This window comes from Novosphingobium sp. FG137 (genome assembly GCF_057809735.1).
The window spans coordinates 219,620-244,288 of record NZ_JBMDKN010000006.1; the positions used below are offsets into that span (position 1 = coordinate 219,620).

Genomic DNA, 24,669 nt, shown 5'->3' on the forward strand with positions numbered 1-24,669 from the left:
TTTGCCCTAAGCACCCTCTTCGGCCCCTGCAATCCATGCTAGGGCGCTGCCCATGAGGACCAGCATCGAAATTCTCGTCGCGCTCCTCACGAGCATACTCGCCGGCGGCACGGTGATCGCCGCCCTCATTGCCGCCGCTGCTCTGCTCGCCGCCAGCGCCGTGTGGTGGCTGATCGGCAAGCGCCCGCACTGACCCATTCACACTTTCGCTAGCACCCGCGCGGCTTGACCGGCCCGCAGCCCAGCGCCACCTTCACCCAAACTTCTGGAGCACGCCAAACATGCAACACCGCCGCCTCGGCACATCCGCCATCGTTGTTTCCGATATCTGCATGGGCACGATGACCTTCGGCAGCCAGGCCGATGAGGCCACCGCCCTTCGCATCCTCGACATGAGCTACGACGCCGGCATCAACTTCTACGATACGGCGGAAGGTTATCCCGTGCCGCCCGATGCGAAGTGGGTCGGCCGCACCGAGGAAATCGTCGGCAAGTGGATGAAAACCAAGCCGCGCGATGCGATCATCATGGCCACCAAGGTCTCCGGCCCCAGCCACGTCTGGTTCAAGAGCCCCAAGCGCAATGGCATGACCGCGCTCGACCGGCACAACATCATCAAGGCGGTGGAGGACAGCCTCACCAAGCTCGGCACCGACTACATCGACCTCTACCAGACCCACTGGCCCGATCACGACACGCCTTATGAAGAGACGATGGAAGTGCTCGACGAACTCGTCCGCGCGGGCAAGGTGCGCGTGCTCGGTTGCTCGAACGAAACCTCGTGGGGCCTGATGAAGTCGATCGAGGCGGCGAAAGCCGTCGGCGCGGCGCGCTATCACACGATCCAGAACAATTTCAGCCTCAACAACCGCCGCTTCGAAGATGAACTGGCGCAGGTTTGCCGCAAGGAAGGCGTGAGCCTCATCCCCTATTCGCCCATCGGCGGCGGCGTGCTCGCCTGCAAGTACAGCGGCGGCGCCCGGCCCGACGGCGCGCGCTTCTCGAAGTACCTCGAAATGGGTGGCCGTCAGGCCAGCATGGCCCGCCGCTTCGTGAACGAGAAGTCGATCGAATCCGCCGAGCGCTTCGCAGCCATCGCGGCGGAACATGGCCTTGATCCGGTGACTTTCGCGGTCGCCTGGTCAAAGCAGCACGATTTCGTCGCCTCGACCATCGTCGGCGTGACGACCGAGGAACAATGCGCCCCGATCTTCGCGGCTGCGGACTTGGTGCTGCCGGAGGAAGCGATGAAGGCGGTCAACGCGGTGAGCCGCGAGATCATGTACCCGATGGGGTGAAGATTGGGATCCTGATCGACATGGACAATATGCCTGACGAAGCCGGCGCTCGACCGAAGTGGCTGAAACTGCTGCATTGGTTCGGTTATCTGACAACGGCGATTGTCATTGCTGAAGTCGCTCTTTTCGCAGGCATGATAATCGAGGAGAAAGCGGCAGCGCAGCGACAGGATTGCGCTTCCATTTCAGACGAAAGGGCCATTGCAATGGCCCGCGAGCAAAAGCGCGAGATGCTCGGCCGGTCGCGGAGATTCGAACAGGAAGATTTCGCGTCCGACAAAGTGGAAGGCGTGGTGCGAGATGGTATGGGTGGCGCGCGCGTGGTTTTCAGAGGCAACAGCCACCGCACGCTCGAAGCCCGGATTGATAGCGACTGCTATATGGGTTGGAGCGGAACAGGGTAAGGCCCAGGTCCCTCAATATCGCCGCGCGACCGCAAACTCCGCCGCTTCGGTCATCGCCGCCTTGGCCGCCCCGGCCGGGAACTTGGCAATCGCGTCGATCGCCCGCTGCGCATAGTGCCGCGCGCGTTCTCGCGTTGCGTTCACCGCCTCGTGTTTGCGGATCAGCGCAATGGCGTGGGCCAGATCGGCATCGCTGTTGCGGTCTCCGGCAATCGCTTCCTGCCAGAAGGTGCGCTCCTCGGCTGAGCCGCGTGCATAGGCGAGGATCACCGGCAGGGTCATCTTGCCCTCGCGGAAGTCGTCGCCCTGGTCCTTGCCCATTTCGGAGGCGTCCGAATCGTAGTCGATCGCATCATCCGCCAGCTGGAACGCGATGCCGAGATTGCGGCCATACGAATCGAGCGCCAGCTCGTCGGCCTCGTTGCGCTCCGCCACCACCGCGGCGATCCGGCAGGCTGCGGCAAACAGCGCGGCGGTCTTGGCGTTGATGATCGCGAGGTAGCGTTCCTCGCTCGTCTCCACCTGCCGCTGCGCGACGAGTTGGTCGACCTCGCCCTCGGCGATAACGGCGGAGGCATTCGAGAGGATTTTCAGAACCTTGAGACTGCCATCCTCGACCATCAGTTCGAAACTGCGGCTGAACAGGAAATCGCCGACAAGCACCGTGGCCGGGTTGCCATAAATGATGTTGGCGGCCTTCTTGCCGCGCCGCATGTCCGACCCATCGACCACATCATCATGCAGCAGGGTGGCAGTGTGGATGAATTCGACCGTTGCGGCCAGCTTGTAGTGGCGGCTGCCGCCGTATCCCAGCAGTGATGCGCTCGCGAGAGTCAGCATCGGGCGCATGCGCTTGCCGCCGCCGGCGATGAGATGGCCAGCGAGTGCCGGGATCAGCGGGATGCGCGATTGCATCCGGCCGAGGATCACTTCGTTGACACTGTTCATGCCTTCGGCCACGAGCGCCATAAGCGGCTGCAGCGATGGCTCGGCGCGACGGGGGAGCGAGTGGATGGATGCAGTCATCGCCCGTTCGCTTGGCCTGCCCACCGGCGCTTGGCAAGATGCAACTTGTGCCACAGTGGGCATCATCCCCCACGAGGCGGGGCAGGTGAACGGAGATTTGGGATGAGCGAAGACCCGGTTCTGGCCGGCTACCGCCAGAGCATCGACAATATCGACGCGGCGATGATCCATATTCTGGCCGAGCGATTCCGCATCACCCAGGCGGTCGGCGCTTACAAGGCGGCGCATCAGCTCCCGGCCAGCGACATCGCGCGCGAGGAGCGCCAGATTGCCCGTCTGCGCGCGCTGGCGGTCGATGCCAAGCTCGATCCCGAATTCAGCGAGAAGTTCCTGCGCTTCATCATCCAGGAAGTGATCCGCCACCACGAACAGGCGGCGGAAGCCAAAGGGTGAGCCGAGGGGGCAGCAGCGGCCTCGGCGCCGAAGGCTGGCTCAGGAACGCGTGGTATGTCGCGGATTGGGCCGATGCGATCACCGATGCGCTGACCTCGCTGGAAATTCTGGGCGAACGGGTGGTGCTGTTCCGCGCCGAGGACGGCCAGCCCGTCGCGCTCGAAGATGCCTGCCCGCACCGCAAGCTGCCGCTTTCGATGGGTCGGCGCGAGGGCGACCGCCTCGTCTGCGGCTATCACGGCCTCGCCTTCGATACCGCCGGCACCTGCATCGCGGCCCCGACTCAATCAGCGCTGCCCAAGGCCTGCGTGCGCAGCTTTCCGCTCGCCGAACGCTACGGCCTCGTGTGGATCTGGATGGGCGATTCGGCCGGGGCAGACCCGGCGAAGATCGTCGACATTCCGCAGTGGGGCTCGCCCGATTGGGGCTACAATCGCGGGCCCATGATGCAGGTCGATTGCCACTACCTCTATGTCGTGGACAACCTCCTCGACCCCACCCACGTCACCTGGGTCCATCCCGGCTCGTTCGGCGATGCGTCCTGCGCCGCCGTGCCGATCGAGACCCTCTCGGCGCCCGGCGGCGTCACTGCCGCGCGCTGGCTCATGGATACCGCGCCCGCGCCGTTCTACGCCAAGTTCCTGAAGTTCGTGGGGCCAGCCGATCGCTACCAGCACTACGAGATGCGCTACCCATCAAACGCTGTGATCAAGGCGGTGTTCGTGCCGGCCGGCTCCGGCGGTCATGACAGGCCGCTGCATCCAGACGCATTCTGCATGGACAGCTTCAATTTCCTGACGCCCGTCAACGCCGGCCAGACGCGCTATTTCTGGTTCCAGCTGAGGAACTTCGCGCCCGATGATGCGGCCGTGTCCGAGGAATTCACGGCCGACGTGAAGCACGCCTTCGAGGAAGACCGCGTGATCCTCAACGCCGTGCAGATCGGCATGGACACCAGCCCCACACCGACCATCGACCTCAAGAACGACCTCGCCTCATTCCGCTTCCGTCAGACGCTGGCGCGGATGATCGCTGCGGAAGGATGAGCGAGATTCAGGCGATCAGACCGCAATCAGGAAGTCGCTAAACGCCAGCGCCGGTGCCCCTGTCAGCTGGGCCACTTGCACCGCAGCGCTCGCCCCCGTTCCATCCGCGTCATACCACAACACCCCGGTTGCGGTGTTGTAGATGAACCGGTCAGTCGCATCGTGCGCCGTATTCACCCCTGTGCCCGACCAGAACGCATCGACGCTCATTGCCCCCGTCGCCGCAAAGCCGGTGTAGACGGCGCGGCTGAACGAGAGCTTGTCGGTGCCCGAAGTAAAGTCCTGCAGCGTATCGAAATTCGTCGCAGCATTGGGCGCGGTATCGAACACGAAGGTGTCCGTCCCCGTCCCGCCGTTCAACGTGTCGTTGCCCAGACCGCCGACGAGCCGGTCATTGCCGATCCCGCCCAGCAGCGTGTCAGCCCCCAGCCCGCCCGTCAGGGTGTCATTGCCGTCGAGCCCCGAAAGCACGTTGTTCCCGGTATTGCCGGTCAGCACGTTGCCGAGCGCATTGCCGGTCCCATCGATCGCCGCGCTGCCCGAAAGCGTGAGATTTTCGACATTGAGCGCAAGCGTCCAGCTGAGCGATGCCGTCACAAGGTCGGTCCCACCGCCCGCCGCCTCGGTCGTCACGTCGAGCGCGTTGTCCACCACATAGCTGTCGTTGCCGCTGCCGCCGATCAGGGTATCAGCGCCCGCGCCGCCATCGAGCACATCGGCACCACTGTTGCCGGTGATCACGTTGGCCAGCGCATTGCCGATGCCGGTGTGGGCTGAGGAGTTGGTGAAGGTCAGCCGCTCGACATTCGCGCCCAGCGTGTAGGAGGCCAGCACGGTCTGCACGGTATCCGTGCCCTCGCCAGCGAGTTCGGTGACGACATCGCCCGCCACGTCGACAACATAGATGTCGTCGCCCAGCCCGCCGAACATGGTGTCGCTGCCGGCCCCGCCGTTCAGCGTGTCGTTGCCGCCCAGCCCCGTCAGCACGTTGTTGCCGCTGTTGCCCGTCAGCACGTTGGCCTCGTTGGTGCCGGTGCCGCTCAAGGCCGCCGTGCCCGAAAGCGTCAGGTTTTCGATATTGGCGGCCAGCGTCCAGCTGATCGAGGCGGTGACAAGATCGGTCCCCTGCGCCGCCAGCTCGGTGGTCACATCGCCCGCATTGTCGACGACATAGCTGTCGTTCCCCGCGCCGCCGATCAGCGTATCCGCGCCCGCGCCGCCATCGAGTACGTCGTTGCCGGTATTGCCGGTGATCACGTTGGCCAGCGCGTTGCCGATGCCGGTGTGCGAGGAGCCGTTGGTAAATGTCAGTCGCTCGACGTTCGCCGCCAGGGTATGGCTCGCCAGCGTGGTCTGCACCGTATCCGTGTCCTCGCCAGCAAGTTCGGTCACCACATCGCCCGCCGCGTCGACGACATAGATGTCATCGCCCAGCCCGCCGATCATGGTGTCGTTGCCCGCCCCGCCATTCAGCGTATCGTTGCCGCCGAGGCCGGTGAGCATGTTCGCGCCGCTGTTGCCGGTCAGCACGTTGGCATCGGTATTGCCCGTACCATTGATCGCCGCTGTGCCCGAAAGCGTCAGGTTCTCGACATTGGCGGAGATCGTATAGCTGACCGAGGCCGTGACCAGGTCGGTGCCCTGCGCGGCGAATTCGGTCACCGCGTCGCCTGCATCGTCAACCACATAGCTGTCGTTGCCGAAGCCGCCCAGCAGCGTATCCGCCCCCGCGCCGCCGTTCAGCGTATCGTTGCCCGCATTGCCGGTGATCACGTTGGCCAGCGCATTGCCGGTGCCGCTATGTGCCGAGGAATTGGTGAAGGTCAGGTTCTCGACATTCGCCGCCAGCGTATAGCTCGAAAGCGTCGTCTGCACGACATCGGTGCCCTCGCCGACCAGCTCGGTCACCACATCGCCGGTCGAATCGACGGTATAGGCATCATCGCCGAGCCCGCCGACCATCGTGTCGCTGCCCGATCCGCCATTCAGCGTATCGTTGCCGCCAAGGCCCGTCAGCGTGTTCGCGCCCGAATTGCCGACGAGCACGTTGGCATCGGTGTTGCCCGTGGCATTGATCGCCGCGCTGCCCGAAAGCGTCAGGTTCTCGAGATTGGCGCCCAGCGTCCAGGTGATCGAGGACATGACGATGTCGGTGCCCAGCCCCGCGAGTTCGGTCACCACATCACCCGCGTTGTCGACGACGTAGCTGTCATCGCCCAGCCCGCCGACCATCGTATCCGCGCCTGCGCCGCCATTCAGCGTATCGTTGCCGCCCAGCCCGGTGAGCACGTTGGCCGCGCTGTTGCCGTTGATCACGTTGGCATCGGTATTGCCCGTGCCATTGATCGCCGCCGAGCCGGACAGCGTCAGGTTCTCGACATTGGCCGCCAGCGTCCAGCTGATCGAGGACGAGACCCCATCAGTCCCCTCGCCCGCCGCCTCGGTGGTCACGTCGCCTACGTTGTCGACAACGTAGGTATCGTTGCCCAGGCCGCCGATCATGGTATCGGCACCCGCACCGCCGTTGAGCGTGTCGTTCCCGCCAAGCCCCGTCAACACGTTGGCGCCGCTGTTGCCGTTCAGCGAGTTTGCATCGTCATTGCCGGTGCCGTTGATCGCGGCCGTGCCCGAAAGCACCAGGTTCTCGACATTGGCCGCCAGCGTCCAGCTGATCGAGGCAGATACCGTATCGGTCCCCCCGCCCGCAGCCTCGATCGTCGTGTCACCGCTATTGTCGACGGTGTAGGTATCGTTGCCCAGCCCGCCGACCATGCGGTCCGCACCCGCCCCGCCATTGAGATTGTCCGCGCCGCCGCCGCCCGTGAGCACATTGTTCAGCGCATTGCCGACGCCGGTATGCGCGGCATTGTCGGTAAAGGTCAGGTTCTCGACATTGTTGCCCAGCAGATAGCTCGCCAGCTTCGTCTGCACCGTGTCGGTGCCCTGCCCGGCGAGCTCGGTCGCCACATCGCCGGCGACGTCGACGACGTAGATATCATCGCCGAGCCCGCCGATCATCGTGTCGCTGCCCGTGCCGCCATCGAGCAGGTCGTTGCCGCCAAGGCCCGTCAGCGTGTCGTTGCTCGCAAGGCCGATCAGGTGGTCGTCGCTGGTCGTGCCGGTCAGCGCGTCGATCCCGTCGGTGCCGGTGATCACGTTGTAGATGCCGTAGGTGTAGAGCTGCGCCTTGATGCTGGTGCCATCGGCGTCGCCACCCAGGCCGCTGCCATCGCCCCACGCGATGACGAAGCCATCCCCGGTCACGCTGGTGATCACCGGCCGCTCCTGATAGCCCGCCGTCACCGTGTTGATCAGCATTTCGCTGCCCAGCCTGGTACCATCGCCATCGAAGACCTGCGCCTTGATGTCGCTGTTCGTCGGGCTGACAAAGTGCTGCCAGGTCACCACGAAGCCGCCATTGGGCAGGCCCGCGATCGCCGGGAAGTCGCGCTCGCCTGCGGTCGTATCGCTTACGACGAGCGAACCGCCCACCTTGGCCCCCGCCGCGCTGAACACCTGCGCACGGATCAGCGTATCGGGCTCGCCGCTTGCCGGGTTCGAATCCTGCCACGCGACGACGAAGCCGCCGGTCGCCAGCCCCGTGACCACCGGCAACGACTGATCATTGAGCAGTTTGGCATCGACCGCGATTTCGCCGCCGATCATAGCCCCCGCCGCGCTGAAGAGCTGCGCCTTCATCGCCGTGCCAGACGCAGTGCCGTCCATCCACGTCACGACATAACCGCCGCCCGCAAGGCTGGTCACCGTCGGCTGGGTCTGGTCGCCGGTGGTCTGGGTGTTGACCCGAGCTGCGCTGCCCACCGGCACGCCCGCTGCGCTGTAGAGCTGCGAGAGGATCCCCGCACCGCTCGCATCGCCTGCGGACCCCGCATAGTCCTGCCAGGTCACCACGAAGCCGCCTCCAGAGAGGCCGGTGATGGTGGGGTTGTGGTTGCCGGGCAGGTTATTGCCGCCCTGCTGCGTCCAGGTCGTGCTGTTGACGAGGAAGGCCGGCGTCACCACCGCTCCGCTCGCATTGTAGACCTGCGCCTTGATCTTGTAGTCCGACTGGATGCCCGCTTCGGTCCAGGTCACCACGAACCCGCCGCCTGCAAGGCTCGATACCGTGGGGAACGACTGATCGATCGCCGCGCCGCTGGCCACCGCAAACTCGCCGCCCACTTTGGTGCCCGCCGCGCTGTAGAGCTGCGCCTTGGCCACGCCGAGGCCGCTCACGCCCGAATAGTCGGTCCAGGTCGCCACGAAGCCGCCGCCCGAAAGCCCGATGATCGAGGCCATTTCCTGAAAGCCCGCAACCTGGGTATTGACCAGCAATTCGCCGCCGACCTTGACGATTTCAACCATTCTGGTTCCCCGCGTGCACCCCGCCGACCGCCTCTCGCCAGCAATTCTGAGCGCGAGGTACGGCGGGTGCAGTCCAATCCGTTGCGAGGCGGGTTAGCGGATAAGGGTTAAATTTCCTTGCAGCGGCAAGGCAGCGGCGTAGCCCGGGCAGGGCTATGCAACGCGCGCAATTGCGCCAATCCGGCGGCCGCCGGGCCATGAAACAGCCCGGCGGTCATGCTTTCCCGGTAAATCCGGCATTCTACGTAGATTGTTAGTCCAGACTGTCCGGCAGAACCGGCTTCTTGTCCGGCGCGGCAGGCTGGACAAACGTCGGCGGTGGCGATTTGGCGAGGGCGTCGAGCGCGATGCGAACACCGGCTTCAAGCTGCGGATCATGACCCAGCCGCTGTTGCGCCGGATCCTGCACGACTTCAACATCCGGCGGGATGCCGATGTTCTCGACTTCCCACTGCCCGCCCGTGCCATAGATCGCCCAGCGCGGCGCGGTGACCATGCCGCCGTCCATCAGCGCCGGATAACCGCCGATGCCGACCAGCCCGCCCCAGGTGCGCGTGCCGACCAGCGTCCCCACGCCCGCCTTGCGGAACAGCCACGGCAGAGCATCGCCGCCCGAACCCGACATCTCGTTGATGAGCATGACCTTGGGCCCAAAGATCGCCTGCGCAGGCTCCACCATCGGCTCGCCCTCGCGGGTCGAATTGACCATCTGCGGGGTGCGCTTCAACTGATCGACGATGTAGTCGGCAATATCCCCGCCGTGATTGAAGCGCTCGTCGATGATCATTCCCTGCTTGCCGACTTGTGCGAAGTAGTAGCGGTTGAAGTTCGTGAAACCGCCGCCCGCCGTATCGGGCAGATAGACATAGCCCAGCTTGCCGCCTGAAAGCTTGTCGACCAGCTGCCGGTTGGCTTCCATCCAGCTGTGCAGGCGCAGCGGAATATCGCGCGCGATCGGCACGACCTTGACCGTCCGGGAACCGGTCCCGTCCGGGTTCGGCCCCACCGTCAGCACGGTCTGCCTGCCGGCCAGCCCCTCAAAGCCCTTGTAGACTTCGTTTGCCGGATCGACCGGACGGCCGTTGATCGCCAGCAGATACTCGCCCGCCTTCACCTCGGCACCGGGCTGCGCCAGCGGCGCCTGCAATCCCGGGTTCCAGCTTTCGCCCTTCAGCACCGTGCGGAAGCGGTAATGCCCGGCCACCTGTTCGAAATCGGCCCCGAGCAGGCCGGTGCTCACCGCACTCTGCTTCGGCCCTTCGCCGCCGTTCACGAACGTATGGCCAACGCCGATGTGCCCCGTCATCTCCTCGAACAGAGCGTTCAGTTCGGCGCGGCTGCCCAGCCCCGCCAGGAACGGCGCATAGAGCTTCTCCGCCCGCGCAAGATCGAGGCCGTGCGCCTTGGGATCGTAGAGGAAATCCCGCTCGATCCGCCACACCTCGTGGTACATCTGGCGCCATTCGGCCATCGGATCGACCGAGATCGAGGCTGCAAACTTCACCGCTGCCGGCTTGTCGCCCTCCGATGGCGCGCCGGTCGACGCAAGGAAGCGCTGCCCCCGCCGCGCGAAGAGCAGCTTCTTGCCATCTGCCGAGACAGACAGCGAACCGGAATCGGCTCCGTCGACGATGGTCGCGGGCTTGCGCGCCTTGGTGTCGTAGCGGACAACCGAGACCGGAACCGGCGCATCGCTTTCGTCGATCAGGTCGTGATCGGTGAAAACAACCGGCGCAGTGAGGGCCAGCACCGTCCCGGCCTCGGCCGCAAACAGCCCGACATAATGCGCCACAGGAAGATCAAGCGCGACGATGCGCTGGTCGAGCCCGGCGAAATCGATCTGCACCAGCTTTGGCGCGGCAGCAGTCTTGGCGTCCTTGCTGTCCTTGCCGGCCTTCGCATCGTCTGCCTTGGCCGGCTTGTCGCCAGCCTTGGCATCCGCCCCGCTTTCCTCGTCACTCTGCGGAGCCGTAGGCGCGGCCCCATCCTTCTTCAGCACCGACGCATAGACCGCACCGTCGCTCGCGCGCCCCAGGCTCGACATGTCGAGCCAGCCCGCGCCCAGCCCGCGGCTGGTGTTGGCGATGAAGTAGAGCACCTCGCCGCCCGCGTCGAACCGGGGCGAAACCGCATCGCTCATACCGTCCGTCAGCGCCTGCGCGGTGCCGGTGGCAAGCGTGTGGATCATGATCGTGTGGAGGTGGTTGGTGCCTTGCACCGCATAGGCCAGATAGCGGCTGTCCGGCGACCAGGCCGGATCGAAATTGTGCTCGGGGCTGTCGTAGCGGTCGGTCGCAATCTTCGCCGGTTTGGGCGCAGCCGCCGTCAGATCGACCAGCCACAGATTGAGCCGCTTGTCATGGAACACGATGCGCTTCGAATCCGGCGACCACAGCGGCGCATAGAAATACGAAGCCGGCGTGCCGAGATCGATCTTGCGCACCGTGCCGGTGCCGTCCGCAGCGCGGATATGCAGCGCGTATTCGCCGCTCTCGTCGCTGAAATAGGCCACCGACTTGCCATCGGGAGAGGCCGCCGGATCGCGTTCGGCAACGCCTGGCGTCTGGGTCAGATTGCGCGCATCGCCCTTCTCGGCAGGAACCGAGATGATCTCGCCATGCGCCTCGACCACCATGCGCTTGCCCGAAGGCGTCAGCACCGCTGCCGCGATGTCGCCCGCATCGAGATCCTTGACATGGGGCCGCAGCGAAGGCGCCTCCGCCCCGATCGTGATCGCGGGCCGCGAAACGGCGCCAGTGGCAAGGTCATAGACCTCGATCTTGCCGAAATGGTCGATCACGATCCCGCCCGGCCCCGCCGAGGCCGAGGCCATGTCGAACCCCCGGTCGTTGCGGATCACCTGGGTGACCGTGCCGCCCTTGCCGGCATAGCGATAAAGCGTGCGCGGCCCGTCACGATCGGACAGGAAATAGACGTCATCGCCCACGAACATCGGATTGCGATCGTTCGAATTCTCGCGCGGGATCGTGACGACCGAACTGTCCTTGAGGTCCGCGATCCAGATGCGGTCAGTCTGCCCGCCGCGATACTGCTTCCATGCCGGCTGCCACTGGCTGAACGGGGTATAGGCGATATGGCTGCCATCCGCGCTCAACGCGCCGTCGTCGCCAGAAGGCAGCGGCACCGGGCGGGGATCACCGCCACCCACCGGCACGAGGTAGAAGCGCTGCAGATCGCGCGCCGTCTCGCGCACGGAGCGAAACAGGATGCTCTTGCCATCGGCCGACCAGCCGAGCGCGACATCGGGCCCCGGGTGCCAGGTCAACCGGCGCGGCACGCCGCCTGCGGCCGGCACCACATAGACATCGCGATTGCCATCAAACCGGCCAGTAAACGCGATCATCGTGCCATCGGGCGAAAACACCGGACGGCTGTTGTCGCCCTGCCCCGTCACCAGCACACGCGCGGCCCCGCCGGTCCGGGGCACGGTCCAGATCGCGCCCGCATAATCGAAGGCAATGTCGGTCGCCGAAAGGCTCGGATGCTGCAGCAGGCGCGGCGGTTCCCGCCCTTGCACTGCATTTGCGGTCATCAGGGCGGCTAGCAGTGCTGTGGTTGCAAGCAGGGCACGGCGCATGTGGGGCATTCTCCGGTCATGATCTCACGAAACCGGAATGCTAACGTGCCAAATCGGGTTTGCCTAATCCCTGATCACCAACTGTAGGCTGCGTGGGGAGGCCCCCGCGCTGCTCAGTCGTCCAGCGGCACGCCTGGCAGCTGCTTGGCCGTGCGGATCGTCAGCGAGGTCTTCACGCTCGCCACGTTGGGCGCGGGCGTCAGCTTGCTGGTGAGGAATTCCTGGAAGCTCTGCAGATCGCGGCTCACGATCTTGAGGATGAAATCGATCTCGCCGTTGAGCATGTGGCACTCGCGCACTTCGGGCAGGGTGCGCATGTGCTCCTCGAACTGGCGCAGCGATTCCTCGGCCTGGCTCTTCAGGCTCACCAGCGCGAAAACGGTGATCGCAAAGCCCAGCTTCGAAGGGTCGAGCTCGGCATGATAGCCGCGGATCACGCCCGCTTCCTCAAGCGCGCGCACCCGCCGCAGGCAGGGCGGCGCAGTCAGGCCGACGCGCTGCGCCAGCTCGACATTGGTCACTCGCCCTTCATCCTGCAGTTCGGCGAGCAAACGCCGATCGATCCCGTCGAGAGTTGCCATGGTTCTCTGTTTATCCTGCGTGCGCTCGGATGCATCGTGTTCGGATCAATTGGTTAACTCCGCCCCTTGCCACACCCGCACATTAGGCTGCATGCAGAGGGCTGTCCGGCCAATCTTGGTAACTTTCCACACCTTGTGCGGCTGCTGTCGATAATTTTGTTGTTTAATATCGCAATCGTCCCACAATGCAACGCAATCAACAGACCCCTTCCAGCCCACCCGCATTTTGTTAGGGTCCCGGTAACCACCACGGGCGCGCCTGCGCGCATTGCCCTCTGCTTGGAGAACGCATGATTGTCGACGATCGCCTCGAAACCGTGCTGCGCACTGTCGCGGCCGGGCCGGGTGCGGTCGCCACGCAAATGCGCCAGTTGCTGGACATCCTCGGCCGCACCCCGGCCGAGCGCTGGACCGAGCAGCATGTCGCCGCGCTCACCCGGCTTGATTCGATCACCGCGATGCTGGGCGAACCTGCGAGTGCATCCCTTATTGCCGCTGCAGGCCTTCGTTCACCAATCCTGGTCGAACATTTTGCCGAAGCTGGTCCCAAAGTGGCACTGGCCGCGATCATCTCGGCCCGCCTCACGGAACGGGATTGGCTCCGGCTTATTCCCGATCTTCCGGTGCAGGCGCGCGGGTTCCTGCGCCATCGCCGCGATCTGGGGCCCGAGGTGGAAAGGTTACTGGCCCGGCTGGGCGTGACCGATTTCGCGCTGCCCCTGCCGCCCGGTTTCGCACAGCAGCAGGAGCCTGCGGTGCGCCTCGTGCCGCTCCCGCAGATCGCGGCCGTCCCGCCGATCAGTGAGGCAGCATCCCCTCAGGCGGGTGAGGGCATCGGTGCGATCATCGCCCGCATCGAAGCCTTCCGCCGCGCGCGCGATCTTCCGGCCGGTGCCCCGATCGAATGCGGTGCCCTGCAGGCCGCAATGCAGAGCCGCCTGCCCTTCACGGACGAGCCGCCCCCGGCGCCGCCTGCCATTACCGCGATCGACATCGCGCTCGATACCGACGGCACGGTGATCGCCGCCAGCACACCCCCCGCCGCTGCGCCCTTCGCCGCTGCACTCGTCGGGCTGCGACCCTTCGCGGCCGATCCCGATGCGCCGGTCACTTGCGATCCCGGCACGCTCGGCGCGGCGCGGGCGCGCCTGCCGGTCATCGGCGGTCGGCTGGAACTCGAAGGTCCCGCCCCGGTCGCAGGGCCATGGCGCATCGATGCCGTTCCAGGCTTCGCTCCCGATAGCGGGCATTTCCTCGGCTGGAATGCCCGTCTGCGCCGCCCGCCCGCGCCCCCTGTCGCCGCCCTGTCCACCGCTGCCGACGATGCGGCGCAGCGCAGTACGGATCGGCTGCGGCAAATGCTGCATGAACTGCGCACGCCCATCAATGCGATCCAGGGCTTTGCCGAACTGATCCAGCAGCAACTGCTCGGCCCCACGCCGCACCAGTACCGCAGCCTCGCCGCCGGCATCGCTTCGGATGCCGCCCGCATGCTGGCGGGGTTCGAGGATGTGGAGCGGCTCGCCCTGCTCGAAACCGCCCCCGCTCCCGCCGGCGAACCAGCCGAGGGCGAGACCGATCTCACCGCGCTGCTCACCCGGCTGATCGCCCAGCTCGATCCCCTGCTCGCCCCGCGCGAAGTGGTGCTGTCGCACGATCTCCCCGATGGTCCGCTGCCCGTCGCTGTGCAGCCTGACGAGCTTGAGCGCACGCTCTGGCGCCTGCTGTCCCTGATCGCGAGCGCTGCGGCACCGGGTGAGCGCATGGCCCTGTCGCTCAGCGTCGGCGCCGGCCCGCAGGGCTATGCGGTGCGCCTGCGGCTTCCGTTTCCCGCCTCGCTCGCCGCCGCGAGCGAAAGCGCGCCGCTCGTCGCAGATAGTCTCGCCAGCCCCGGCGGCATGCTCGGCAGCAGCTTTGCGCTGCGCCTGTGCGGGGCGGAGCTGCGCGCGGCCGGCGGCCTCATGGTGCGCGAAGAGGCAAGTGTGGATGTAACTCTCCCACTCTTGACCACCGCACGTCATACACCTAGCCACAAGGGTGTCGTCGGTAACCAGACCGGCTAAGGGAACCGTGGCAGGCGTGGCTCAGCCGAACATTCTCGACGTGCCGGGTGCGAGGCAGCACGTGCGCTTCGCGCCCGCTTTCGGCCAGCGCTTCATCGTCACCGTCGATACCGAGGAAGAGTTCGACTGGACGCAGCCGCTCGGACGCACCGGCCACGGGCTCAGCCACGTTCCGCGCCTCGCTCGCTTCCAGCAGTTCTGCGAAGGCGTGGGCGTCGCCCCGATCTACCTGATCGACTACCCGATCGCGACCGATCCCGCCGCGGTCGAGGCGCTGGGTGAGGCTGTTGCTGCCGGGCGTGCCGAAATCGGCGTCCAGCTCCATCCCTGGGTAAGCCCGCCGCACGACGAGGAAGTGAACGTCTTCAACAGCTACGCGGGCAATCTTGCGCCGGAGCTGGAAGCGGCGAAGTTCAACACGTTGAACGACACGATCGAGCGCGCCTTCGGCAAGGCCCCGTTGATCTACCGCGCCGGCCGGTATGGCGTCGGGCCTGCCAGCGCCGGGATCCTCTCGAAAGCCGGGCTCGCGATCGATACCTCGGTTCGCGCCCGTTTCGACTACAGCTCCACCGGCGGCCCCAACTTCACCGAGCACCCGGTCGTGCCTTGGTGGGTCGACAAGCCCGGCGGCCTGATGGAGTTGCCGCTCACCACCGTGTTCTGGGGCATGCTGCGCCAGCAGGGCCCAATGCTCTATCCCATGCTATGGCGCATGCCCAAGCTGCGCGGCCTGCTTGCACGCATGGCGATGCTCGAACGCATCCCGCTGACCCCGGAAGGCGTGAGCATCGAGGAAGCGATCAAAGGTATCGACATCGCACTCGATGATGGCCTGCCGGTTCTCGTATTTTCCTTCCACAGCCCCTCGCTGCGCCCCGGCCTCACGCCCTATGTGCGCGATGCGGACGGCCTCGATCAGCTCTACGACTGGTGGCGCGCGGTCTTCACCTATCTCAAGCAGCGCCAGATCCGTCCTGCCGGCGTGGCCGATATCATCGCCGGCGTAGAGGTCTGAGCCGCGCTTGCCATTCGCCCGGCAGCGCATTAACCGGACGATCAAGGTGGGCCTGTAGCTCAGCGGTTAGAGCTGGCCGCTCATAACGGCTAGGTCGCGGGTTCGAATCCTGCCGGGCCCACCAACCTGAAGTACGCTTGAGGTGTGCTGGCAGCGTCCTTCTCACGCCGGATTGTGGCGCTACCCGCGCAGCCCCGTCAGCGCTGCCGCGGCGATCGCTGGGCTTTCCAGACTTGCCACTGGCCACGCGCAGTAATCCGCCGCGTAATAGGCGCTCGGGCGGTGGTTGCCCGAAATCCCCACGCCGCCGAACGGAGCGGAGGACGCCGCGCCGTTGGTTGGCCGGTTCCAGTTGACGACCCCAGCGCGCGAAGCGGCCCAGAACCTGCGGTAGAGCGCCTCGTCGCCGCCGATCAGGCTGGCGGCAAGGCCGAAGCGCGTCGCGTTGGCCGCCGCCATCGCGGCATCGAAATCGGCCACGCGGATGATCTGCAGCACCGGACCGAAGATTTCCTCGTCGGGCACGGCAAGGCCAGTCACGTCGATCATCGCGGGCGAAAGCAGCGGCGTGCCTTCGCGCAGACGCTGCAGCGGCCGGATCACTTTTCCGCCCATCGCAACCAGCGCGTCCCACGCCTGCTCGACTCGGGCCGCAGCGTTCATATCGACCACCGGGCCCATGAACGGCGCCGGTTCGTCGAACGGCCCGCCCGCGATAATCCGGTCAGCCATGGCAGCAACCACAGCGATCAGCGTATCGCCGTCCGGCCCCACGATCAGCCGCCGCGCGCACGTGCAGCGCTGGCCCGCCGAAAGGAACGCCGATTGCAGCACCAGCGAGGCCGCCGCATCCACGTCGCTTTCCGCAATGTCCCATGCAATCAGCGGATTATTGCCGCCGGTCTCGATCGCCAGGATGCGGTCAGGCCGCGCGGCAAATGCCTGATGCAGCGCGAGGCCGGTGTTCGAGGACCCTGTGAACAACAGCCCGTCGAGCTCCGGATGGGCGGCCAGCGCGCGGCCGGTATCGGCGCGGCCCTGCGTCACCACCAGCACGCCTTCGGGCAGACCTGCTTCAGCCCACAGCCCTGCCATATAGGCGCCCGAGGCCGGGGTCAGTTCGGATGGCTTGAACACCACGGCGTTGCCCGCCAGCAGCGCCGGCACGATATGGCCGTTGGGCAAGTGCGCGGGGAAATTGTAGGGGCCCAGCACCGCCAGCACGCCATGCGGCTTGTGCCGCAGCGCCTGCGGCACGCCGGCTGCCTCGCCGAACCGCTCACCGGCCCGCTCGGCCTGCGCGGTGATCGAGATGGCAACCTTGGCCGCCACCGTGCCGACTTCGGTGCGGGCTTCCCACAGGGGCTTGCCCGTCTCGCGCGCAATGACCCGGGCAAAATCTTCGGCATTCGCCTTCACCACTTCGGCATAGCGCTCTGCAATAGCGATGCGTTCCGCCAGCGGGCGCAGTGCCCAGCCGCCCTGCGCCGCGCGGGCTGCCCAGACCGCAGCATCGACGTCCGCATCCTCACCCTGCCACAGCACATCGCCGGTCATGGGGTCGGTGGAAGTCCAGGTGGTCATGATCGCTCCTCTTGGCTCAGGGGTCGGTATTACCCGCTAGCCAATTGGGCGCGCGCCCTCTGAAGGTCAACCACCCGGCTCAATCCTCCTCGATGACCTTGGGCTTGCCAGCGCTGCTGGTGAGGTGACGGGTGACCCAGCGCCCATTCCCGCCCTTCTCGAGCTGCCGGCCGCAATACTTGCATGGTCCGATCTTGAGATGCCCTTCATACCGCACAGAACGCCGCGACGGCGAATGCTTGCCAACCAGACACCGCAGTCGCTTGAAAAACTCCGCCATAGACCGACCTGCTCCCGCTCGTCCGCCACTTCGCCCCGCGGCGGAACTGTTATAGAATATGCCAGTACTAAGATGAAATACCAAGGCTCCCTATTCCCGAACGGTAGCGGAAAACTCGATTGCGCCTTGCCGCACCGCCACCGCATGTTCTAGGGGGTCCCGGTCGGGGAGTAGCGCAGCCTGGTAGCGCATCTGCTTTGGGAGCAGAGGGTCGCAAGTTCGAATCTTGTCTCCCCGACCAAAAATCCCACAGGATGTCGGATTGCATAAGCCGTGACTCAAATTTCACGGAACCGACTCAATGAGACATTGCAAAGCCTTCAGGAGTTGATGAGCGGGCCGGCTACTTCGATTGGAGTTGCGACGGCCATGCCTTGCTCATCGTTCAATTCAATGGCCGAATGTCCGTCGTCGAGGCTGGAGAGCTTCACGCCCTTGTAAGCCCAGTATTCCATTCCGCTGACAGTCTTCCAGTCATACCCCATTTGACCCACCACGGCCAAAGCCGCGACTGTTGCGCTCATGGTCTCGCCTTCGAACTGGACCTGGTGAGCATAAAAAACGCCCGCTCTCGTGTTCCGATCAGACAACTTGTTTTCGGGCTATGCTAAGCTTTACGGTAGCGTAAGTCCGTCGTGCGAAGTTTGCTCAGCCAACGCACGCCAAGCTACCAAGTCTGCGGCCACAGCTGCCAGCTTGCCGTCAATTCGCGCAAACGCATCCCGGCCCAGCGGCAGGCGCAGTGGTGGCTGTTCGGCCAGAATGGCCGTCATCAGGACCGACATACCTTTGCGTGGGTCGCCGAGCTGGGCGCCATCATTCGCCGCGCTGAAGTCGCGTGTCGCGCCGCTCGTGGCCTCATAGGCGGCAAGCCGGGTGGCCCCCATTGCAATCGAGCGGCCGAGGAAAGCGGTGCGGAAGGCGCCCGGTTCGACGATGATGACCTTGATACCAAACGGAGCGACCTCTTCGGCCAAGGCTTCGGACAGCCCCTCAACTGCAAACTTGCTGGCGTTGTAAAGGCCGAAGCCCTGCCGCCCGGTGAAGCCACCGACTGATGAGAAGTTGACGATCCGCCCGCCGCCACCACGCCGCATGAGGGGCAGCGCAGCACGCGTAACCTCAATCAAGCCGAACAGGTTGGTGTCGAACATCGGGCGATATTCGTGAGGCTCCAGTTCCTCCACCGCGCCCACCAGCCCGAAACCGGCATTGTTGACGAGTACATCCACGCGGCCAAATGTGGCCTCGGCCTGCGCCATGGCGTCGTTGATGGACGCCGGGTCGGTGACATCGAGCGCCAGTGTCAACAAGTGACCAGGGCGCCCGGCGGTCAGGTCGGAGAGTTGCTCGACCTTGCGCGCGGTAGCAATCACGCGGTCGCCGCGTGCCAGCGCCATTTCGGCCAGAATGCGGCCAAAGCCGGACGAGCAGCCCGTGATCAGCCAGACTTTACCAGAGAAATCGGCCATGATGTGTCTCCTAGAGGTGTGGTTCAGGCAATGGTGATTGCGATCTTGCCCTGAGCGCGCTGGGCGCCGTTGCGGCCGGTCACGGCGTCATAGGCCGCACCGATCTCGTCCATCTTGAATTGGCGCGGATCAAGCCGGGGCAGCAGGTTGCCGCGTTCGGCCATGTTGGAAGCCGCCTGCAGGATCTCGCCGTAATGGGCACGCCCTTCGTCGGCCAGCAGGCTGTGCAGCGTGAACACGCCGGAATAGGTTGCCTGCTTGAACGACAGCGGGGCGAGTGCATGCGCACCCCAGCCAAGGCAGCTGACAACATGGCCAAAGCGACGCACCGCCTGGAACGAGGCATCGAGCATCGCCCCGCCGCCGGTGTCATACACCACGTCAAACCCGCGCCCTTCGGTGTGCTCGGCAACATAGTCGGCGACATCCCGCGTGGCGTCGATCGGAACGGCACCCAGGCCTCGCAGATAATCATGGTCAGCGACAAACGCGGTGGCGAAGACGCGGGCGCCTCTGGCCAGCGCGATCTGCACCGCAACGTGGCCAACGCCCCCGGCGCCGCCTTGGACCAGCACCTTGTCGCCGGGGCGGATGGCTGCGCGGTCGATCAGCCCTTCCCAAGCGGTGATCGTGACCAACGGCAGGACCGCTGCCTCGCGCATCGTCAGGTTGGCGGGCTTGTGCGCCAACAGGCGGGCATCCGCGACGACATGCTGCGCCTGCGTGCCGGGCAAGGAGCCCACGCCGCCGATCAGGCCGTAGACTTCGTCGCCCGCGGCAAAGGCCGTAACGCTGGGACCAACTTCTTCGACGACCCCGGCCACATCCATGCCCAGCACCGCGGGCAGCGGCCGACGGGCATGGGCTGCCTCACCGGCGTGGATCTTGGTATCGAGCGGATTGGTGCCGCTGGCGTGGACGCGGATCAGGACCTCGCCTGCGCCTGCTTGAGGGCGGGCGACCGTGCGGAGGTTGAAGGGGCCATTGACGATGTCGGCAACGGCAGCGAGCGTGGTCGGTATGGAGTTCATCGGGCATCTCCTGTTCGATGCCGTGATGATGGCTCCCTCGTTCTTGAATGAAAATCAACGATACTGCATGATTGTCATTCACAATTGTTGGGAATGAAGAGCGGGCGACTGCCGGTTTGCTGCAGCGCAGGGTTCACATCTCTCTGTTTGCGTTTTTGCTATACGCTAACCGTCGTCCCCGAGCCTCATTTCCCGGATCAGGTCGACCAGCGCGCGCAGGTTGGGCGGCAAGTGGCGCCGTCCGGCAAAATAGAGCGCGAGGCCTTCGAAGGGTGGAGTCCAGTCCGGCAGAAGTTCCACAAGGCTCCCTTCGGCGATGTGGGACATGGCACTGCGTTCCTCGACATAGGCGATGCCGGCACCGGCAAGCGCTGCGGCAAGGATAAGGTCCGTACCGTCAAGGATCAGGTTTCCGGTCACTTCCAGCGCCATGGATTCGCCATGGCGTTCGAACTCCCAGCGATAGAGCCGGCCGCCTGAGAGACGCATCTGGATGCAGTCGTGCGCAAGCAGATCCCTGGGCATGCGGGGGTGTGCACGTCCCTCCAGATAGCCCGGTGCTGCTACCACCACCATGCGCAGGCGGGGAAAGATCGGGACGGCAACCATGTCCGGCGGGATGGCTTCCTGCAGCCGCGCGCCGGCATCGAACCCACCGGCCGTCAGGTCGATCAACGCGTCCTGCGTCACCACTTCCAGACACACCCTGGGGTAGCGCTGGTGATAGGCTAGCAGCACCGGCTCAAGCATCAGGCGCGCTGCGCCGCGTGAGGTGTTGATCCGCAACGACCCGGTCAGCTCGGTGGCATGAGCGCCGATGCCTTCGATCGCCGCCTCGATGGCGCCCATGGCAGGCTCGATCCTTGCGATGAGATCAGTACCGGCCGAAGTCAGCGCAACGCTGCGGGTCGTGCGGTGAAAAAGGCGGACCGACAGTCGCTCCTCCAGTGCGAGAATCGCATGGCTGAGTGCGGAAGGCGATACGCCGAGCGCCCTCGCGCCAGCCCGGAAACCACCGTTCCGGGCGACGGCCAGCACGGCCTCCAACTCGGCGAGCGTGACACGCATTGATCGATCCACCTCATCAGGCTGTCCAGGATTGTCCTGCTTATCTTGCCACAGGATCGTGTCCATTTGCGAGCCCTCGCTTGGAGGACATCATGCGCACCATAACCAACAACTACATCGCCGGCCAATTCCGGCCCGCTTCATCTGACCGCTCGCTGCCCTTGCACAACCCCGCGACCGAGGAGCAGATCGGCACGGTACGCCTCTCGAACGCCGATGATGTGAACCTTGCCGTGGCTGCGGCCAAAGCCGCCTGGCCTGCCTTTTCGGTTACCCCGCCCGAAGAGCGTGTGCTCAGCCTGCAGCGCCTCGCGGCGGCAGTTGCCAACGGCGAGGGTCAACTGATCGCGGCAATGCGCGAGGAATACGGCGCGCCTGCGCAATTCACCGCCATGGCCGTGCGCCATGCAAACTCTGTCTTTCTCGACATGGCTCAGACAGTCACGGAATATCCCTGGCGCCAGGCCATAGGGCGAGCGGAGGTCGAGATGCGGCCGCTCGGTATCGCGGCCGCCATCACGCCGTGGAACAGCAACATCGGCTTCATCTGCGCCAAGCTTGCGACCGCGGTCGCGGCAGGCTCGCCCATCGTGATCAAACCTTCGGAAATGAGTGCCATCCAGACCGAAACGCTCATCGAGGTTCTGCACCAGGCCGAATTGCCCGCAGGTGTGCTTAACATCGTGAACGGCGATGGCGCGGAGGCAGGAGCTTTGCTGGCCGCGCACCCGGATGTGGCCAAGGTCAGCTTTACAGGTTCGACCGCGACCGGCCGCGCGATCCTTCGTGCCGGTGCCGAGACCATGAAGCGCATCACGCTGGAGCTTGGCGGCAAAGGTGCCCAGATCATCCTCGACGATGCCGATCTGGACCGTGCGGTTGCCATGGTCCTGGCGAACGGCTTCATCAACAGCGGTCAGGCATGCATCGCGGGCACGCGCATCCTGGTTTCCCGGCGGCGAAAGAAGGACCTTGAGGAAATGCTCGTTGCCGCACTGCGCGCTTTCCCGGTAGGCCCTGCAACTGATCCGGAGGCAAGGATCGGGCCCATGGTCAGTCAGCGCCAGTGGGACCGCGTGCAGGCCTATATCGCGCTGGGATCAGTTGAAGGCGCGCGCCTGCTGGCTGGCGGCCCTGGCCGACCGGCGGACTTTGAACGCGGCTGGTTCGTGAGGCCAACGCTGTTCACCGATGTGCACAACGACATGCGGATTGCGCGGGAAGAGATATTCGGGCCGGTGCTGAGTATCCTGGCCTACGAGGACGAGGCGGATGCACTGCGGATCGCCAACGACACGACGTACGGCCTGCAGAATTACGTCTTTGGCGGCGACGAGGGCAGCACGCTCCGCATTGCCCGCCAGCTGGAGAGCGGCCGCACCGCCATCAACGGCGCCGCGCATGAGCCGAGGGCTCCGTTCGGCGGGTTCAAGCAGTCGGGCATCGGGCGTGAATTCGGTGTATACGGCTTGACCGCTTTCCTCGAGCCTCGCGTCGTGGTGAGTTGACACCTGCATGCTGAGTTGCCCAGCCTTCGCGGGGGGGCAACTCAGCGTTGGCAGTGACGAGGCGGGAATGACGGATCGGGTCATTGAAGAGGCTGCAATGACGAAAGTATGCATGGTTGAATGGCCAGATGGCCTGGAAGTCGACAACCCCGAATGGCGGGCCTGCGCTGAAGCCGTCCGCAATCTCGCGCCTGATATCCTGGTCACTAACGAGATGCCGTTTGGCAGCTGGCTACCCAAGGCTTTGCCTTATGATTCCGGAAAGGCGAAGGCTTGGGCGCAGCTTCATGCCGAAGCGCTCCCGGCGCTATCCGGACTTGCCACGGCCGTGATTTCATCGCGCCCGGTCTGGGAGAGGAGCCATCTCGCCAACGAGGCGTTTGTCCTCGAGCATGGTGTCTACAAGGTGCTGCATCACAAGCACATCTTTCCCGCCGAGGAAGGTTGGCAGGAGGATGGCTGGTTCGCACCGGCGAAAGCGGGTTTTGATACACATGTGATTGCCGGCCTCACGATTGGCGTGCTTCTCTGCACGGAACTGATGTTTCCCGAACATGCCCGCGCGCTGGGCAGGCAAGGCGCACATGTAATTGTGGTGCCGCGCGCTTCGGGACGGAGCATGGCCACTTGGCGAACGGCTGGCGCCATGGCCGCCATCGTCAGCGGCGCTTATGTCATCAGCTCAAATCGCGTCGGCTCAGCAGATGGCACCTCTCCAGTTTTCGGTGGGGTTGGTTTTGCGTTTGACCCGGCGGCGAATGCGATCGGCGAAACCGGACCGGCACAGCCTCAGTTGGCGGTAGTCATTGACCGACAGGCTGCGGAAGATGCGAAGTTCGCATATCCGGTTTATGTGCGCGAGCGGTTCGCACGGCCCGAGACCGGAACGAGCCAGACGCGGTGATATCCTGCGGTCTGCTGCCAAATGCCCCCCGCTCAGCGCTTGATGGCGGTCACCATGGCAGCATGGAGGTTGGCGCTGCCGGCAAGGATACCGTCGCCCAACCAACCGAACGGCCTGCCTGAAAGGTCGGTGACGATACCTTTGGCTTCACGGACCAATAGCGCGCCAGCGAGCCAGTCGGCGACATCGTGACCAATCTCGAAATAGGCATCGAGCCGGCCCGCCGCGACATAGGCTAGCTGAAGCGAAGTCGCGGCCATCGGCCGAACGACGAAGACGGCGCGCGCGACAGTCCGCAACAAGTCCAGAGCGTCATCGTGCTCAACTGCGCCAACCTGCGCCAGGGGCGGGATCGCTGTACCGGCGACACATGCAGCCAACTCGGACTTTGCCGCCGCCCTGACCGTGGCACCGTTGCAGGTCGCCCCCTCCCCTTTTGCAGCGACGAACACCTCCTGCATGGTTGCGTCGTAAACAATCGCAAAGACAGGCTCGCCGCGACAAACGAGGACGAGCGAACTCGACCAGAGCGGCAGCCCCTGAAGCCAGTGGTAGGCACCGTCGATCGGATCATAGAGCCAGTACACCTCATCGGTCGGGTGACTTGTCTCATGCGTCCAACCGATCCCGGGATAATGATCGGCCAAAGCGGTACGCAGCTTCATCGCCGCTGCATCACTGACAGCGCGCACATGCGCAATCGCATCGGCGACGGAGCCTGCGCGTGTGACAAGAGGGCTACTGGCGGCGATTTCGTCGGCGATGGCGCAAACAAGCTGGGTGCAAACATCGTGATCGATCTTGAACATTTCGGCCTCAGTTCGGTCTGACAAGGTGACCGGTGGAAGGATGAAGGGGAACTCTGAGCCTTCGAACTGCACCATCACACCAGTCAAGGTTGCGGCCATCGCGTGATTCTCTTCGGTACTCAATACGCCTTCGACAAGCTTCACGTTCACAAACGGCATCGTTGCCTCCTCATTCACGCCGTCTCATCGACGAGCGCTCCAAGGGTAACGGCGCCGCTGCC

19 protein-coding genes and 2 tRNA genes are annotated in these 24,669 nt (G+C 64.9%); 11 read left to right on the forward strand and 10 right to left on the reverse strand.

Annotation, left to right across the window (positions count from 1 at the left end; translation table 11 throughout):
• Positions 1 to 52: 52 nt before the first annotated feature.
• From ACODS2_RS17830 to ACODS2_RS17840, 3 genes are all read left to right on the forward strand, one after another.
• Positions 53 to 193: a hypothetical protein gene (locus tag ACODS2_RS17830; protein ID WP_298169376.1), complete on the forward strand. Its 141-nt coding sequence runs from the start codon at positions 53 to 55 to the stop codon at positions 191 to 193.
• An 88-nt stretch (positions 194 to 281) separates the two neighbouring features.
• Positions 282 to 1,298 (forward strand): aldo/keto reductase, encoded by a 1,017-nt coding sequence (locus tag ACODS2_RS17835; RefSeq protein ID WP_421837432.1) that lies wholly within the window; start codon positions 282 to 284, stop codon positions 1,296 to 1,298.
• Positions 1,299 to 1,327: 29 nt separating this feature from the next.
• Positions 1,328 to 1,702 (forward strand): hypothetical protein, encoded by a 375-nt coding sequence (locus ACODS2_RS17840; RefSeq protein WP_489000021.1) that lies wholly within the window; start codon positions 1,328 to 1,330, stop codon positions 1,700 to 1,702.
• Between the two features lie 12 nt (positions 1,703 to 1,714).
• Here the strand turns inward: ACODS2_RS17840 and ACODS2_RS17845 are convergent, their stop codons facing one another.
• On the reverse strand, positions 1,715 to 2,728 hold the full coding sequence (locus ACODS2_RS17845) for a polyprenyl synthetase family protein (protein WP_421837429.1): 1,014 nt from the start codon (positions 2,726 to 2,728) through the stop codon (positions 1,715 to 1,717).
• A 102-nt stretch (positions 2,729 to 2,830) separates the two neighbouring features.
• On the opposite strand from ACODS2_RS17845, the gene ACODS2_RS17850 reads away from it, so the two are divergent.
• Positions 2,831 to 3,121: a chorismate mutase gene (locus tag ACODS2_RS17850; protein WP_298169389.1), complete on the forward strand. Its 291-nt coding sequence runs from the start codon at positions 2,831 to 2,833 to the stop codon at positions 3,119 to 3,121.
• Positions 3,118 to 4,167: an aromatic ring-hydroxylating dioxygenase subunit alpha gene (locus ACODS2_RS17855; protein WP_489000022.1), complete on the forward strand. Its 1,050-nt coding sequence runs from the start codon at positions 3,118 to 3,120 to the stop codon at positions 4,165 to 4,167. Before ACODS2_RS17850 ends, ACODS2_RS17855 begins: the two co-directional genes overlap by 4 nt.
• 15 nt (positions 4,168 to 4,182) lie before the next feature.
• Here ACODS2_RS17855 and ACODS2_RS17860 read toward each other — a convergent pair whose 3' ends face one another.
• The 3 genes from ACODS2_RS17860 to ACODS2_RS17870 form a co-directional block, all read right to left on the reverse strand.
• A complete protein-coding gene (locus ACODS2_RS17860) occupies positions 4,183 to 8,532 on the reverse strand; it encodes a beta strand repeat-containing protein (protein WP_489000023.1) in 4,350 nt (1,449 codons plus the stop codon).
• A 253-nt stretch (positions 8,533 to 8,785) separates the two neighbouring features.
• Positions 8,786 to 12,085 (reverse strand): S41 family peptidase, encoded by a 3,300-nt coding sequence (locus ACODS2_RS17865; protein ID WP_489000024.1) that lies wholly within the window; start codon positions 12,083 to 12,085, stop codon positions 8,786 to 8,788.
• 158 nt (positions 12,086 to 12,243) lie between these two features.
• Entirely contained in the window at positions 12,244 to 12,711 is a 468-nt protein-coding gene (locus ACODS2_RS17870) for an Lrp/AsnC family transcriptional regulator (RefSeq protein WP_054122293.1), read from the reverse strand.
• Positions 12,712 to 13,001: 290 nt separating this feature from the next.
• Here ACODS2_RS17870 and ACODS2_RS17875 point away from each other — a divergent pair, with 290 nt between their 5' ends.
• From ACODS2_RS17875 to ACODS2_RS17885, 3 genes are all read left to right on the forward strand, one after another.
• Entirely contained in the window at positions 13,002 to 14,774 is a 1,773-nt protein-coding gene (locus tag ACODS2_RS17875) for a histidine kinase dimerization/phospho-acceptor domain-containing protein (protein WP_489000025.1), read from the forward strand.
• 16 nt (positions 14,775 to 14,790) lie between these two features.
• Positions 14,791 to 15,792 carry a polysaccharide deacetylase family protein gene (locus tag ACODS2_RS17880; RefSeq protein WP_489000026.1) on the forward strand — a complete coding sequence of 334 codons (1,002 nt, stop codon included), beginning with the start codon at positions 14,791 to 14,793 and terminating at the stop codon, positions 15,790 to 15,792.
• A gap of 48 nt (positions 15,793 to 15,840) precedes the next feature.
• Positions 15,841 to 15,916, forward strand: a tRNA-Ile gene (locus tag ACODS2_RS17885).
• A gap of 56 nt (positions 15,917 to 15,972) precedes the next feature.
• Here ACODS2_RS17885 and astD read toward each other — a convergent pair.
• Entirely contained in the window at positions 15,973 to 17,376 is a 1,404-nt protein-coding gene (gene astD / locus ACODS2_RS17890) for a succinylglutamate-semialdehyde dehydrogenase (RefSeq protein ID WP_489000027.1), read from the reverse strand.
• 444 nt (positions 17,377 to 17,820) lie between these two features.
• Between astD and ACODS2_RS17895 the strand changes: the two genes are divergently transcribed.
• Positions 17,821 to 17,897: transfer RNA gene (locus ACODS2_RS17895), tRNA-Pro, on the forward strand.
• 79 nt (positions 17,898 to 17,976) lie between these two features.
• Here the strand turns inward: ACODS2_RS17895 and ACODS2_RS17900 are convergent.
• From ACODS2_RS17900 to ACODS2_RS17915, 4 genes are all read right to left on the reverse strand, one after another.
• Entirely contained in the window at positions 17,977 to 18,180 is a 204-nt protein-coding gene (locus ACODS2_RS17900) for a hypothetical protein (protein ID WP_489000028.1), read from the reverse strand.
• 90 nt (positions 18,181 to 18,270) lie between these two features.
• The gene (locus tag ACODS2_RS17905; RefSeq protein ID WP_489000029.1) at positions 18,271 to 19,128 is read right to left on the reverse strand and encodes an oxidoreductase; all 858 of its coding nucleotides are present in this window, start codon (positions 19,126 to 19,128) and stop codon (positions 18,271 to 18,273) included.
• Between the two features lie 23 nt (positions 19,129 to 19,151).
• Entirely contained in the window at positions 19,152 to 20,159 is a 1,008-nt protein-coding gene (locus ACODS2_RS17910) for a zinc-dependent alcohol dehydrogenase family protein (protein ID WP_489000030.1), read from the reverse strand.
• Between the two features lie 165 nt (positions 20,160 to 20,324).
• Positions 20,325 to 21,227, reverse strand: a complete 903-nt coding sequence (locus ACODS2_RS17915) for a LysR substrate-binding domain-containing protein (protein WP_489000031.1) — start codon at positions 21,225 to 21,227, stop codon at positions 20,325 to 20,327.
• Positions 21,228 to 21,319: 92 nt separating this feature from the next.
• Here ACODS2_RS17915 and ACODS2_RS17920 point away from each other — a divergent pair, with 92 nt between their 5' ends.
• Together ACODS2_RS17920 and ACODS2_RS17925 are read left to right on the forward strand one after the other, a co-directional pair.
• Complete coding sequence (locus tag ACODS2_RS17920) at positions 21,320 to 22,735, forward strand: aldehyde dehydrogenase family protein (RefSeq protein ID WP_489000032.1); 1,416 nt, start codon at positions 21,320 to 21,322, stop codon at positions 22,733 to 22,735.
• 67 nt (positions 22,736 to 22,802) lie between these two features.
• Complete coding sequence (locus ACODS2_RS17925) at positions 22,803 to 23,639, forward strand: carbon-nitrogen hydrolase family protein (RefSeq protein ID WP_489000033.1); 837 nt, start codon at positions 22,803 to 22,805, stop codon at positions 23,637 to 23,639.
• A gap of 32 nt (positions 23,640 to 23,671) precedes the next feature.
• Here the strand turns inward: ACODS2_RS17925 and ACODS2_RS17930 are convergent, their stop codons facing one another.
• Entirely contained in the window at positions 23,672 to 24,607 is a 936-nt protein-coding gene (locus tag ACODS2_RS17930; protein ID WP_489000034.1) for an inositol monophosphatase family protein, read from the reverse strand.
• Between the last annotated feature and the right edge of the window lie 62 nt (positions 24,608 to 24,669).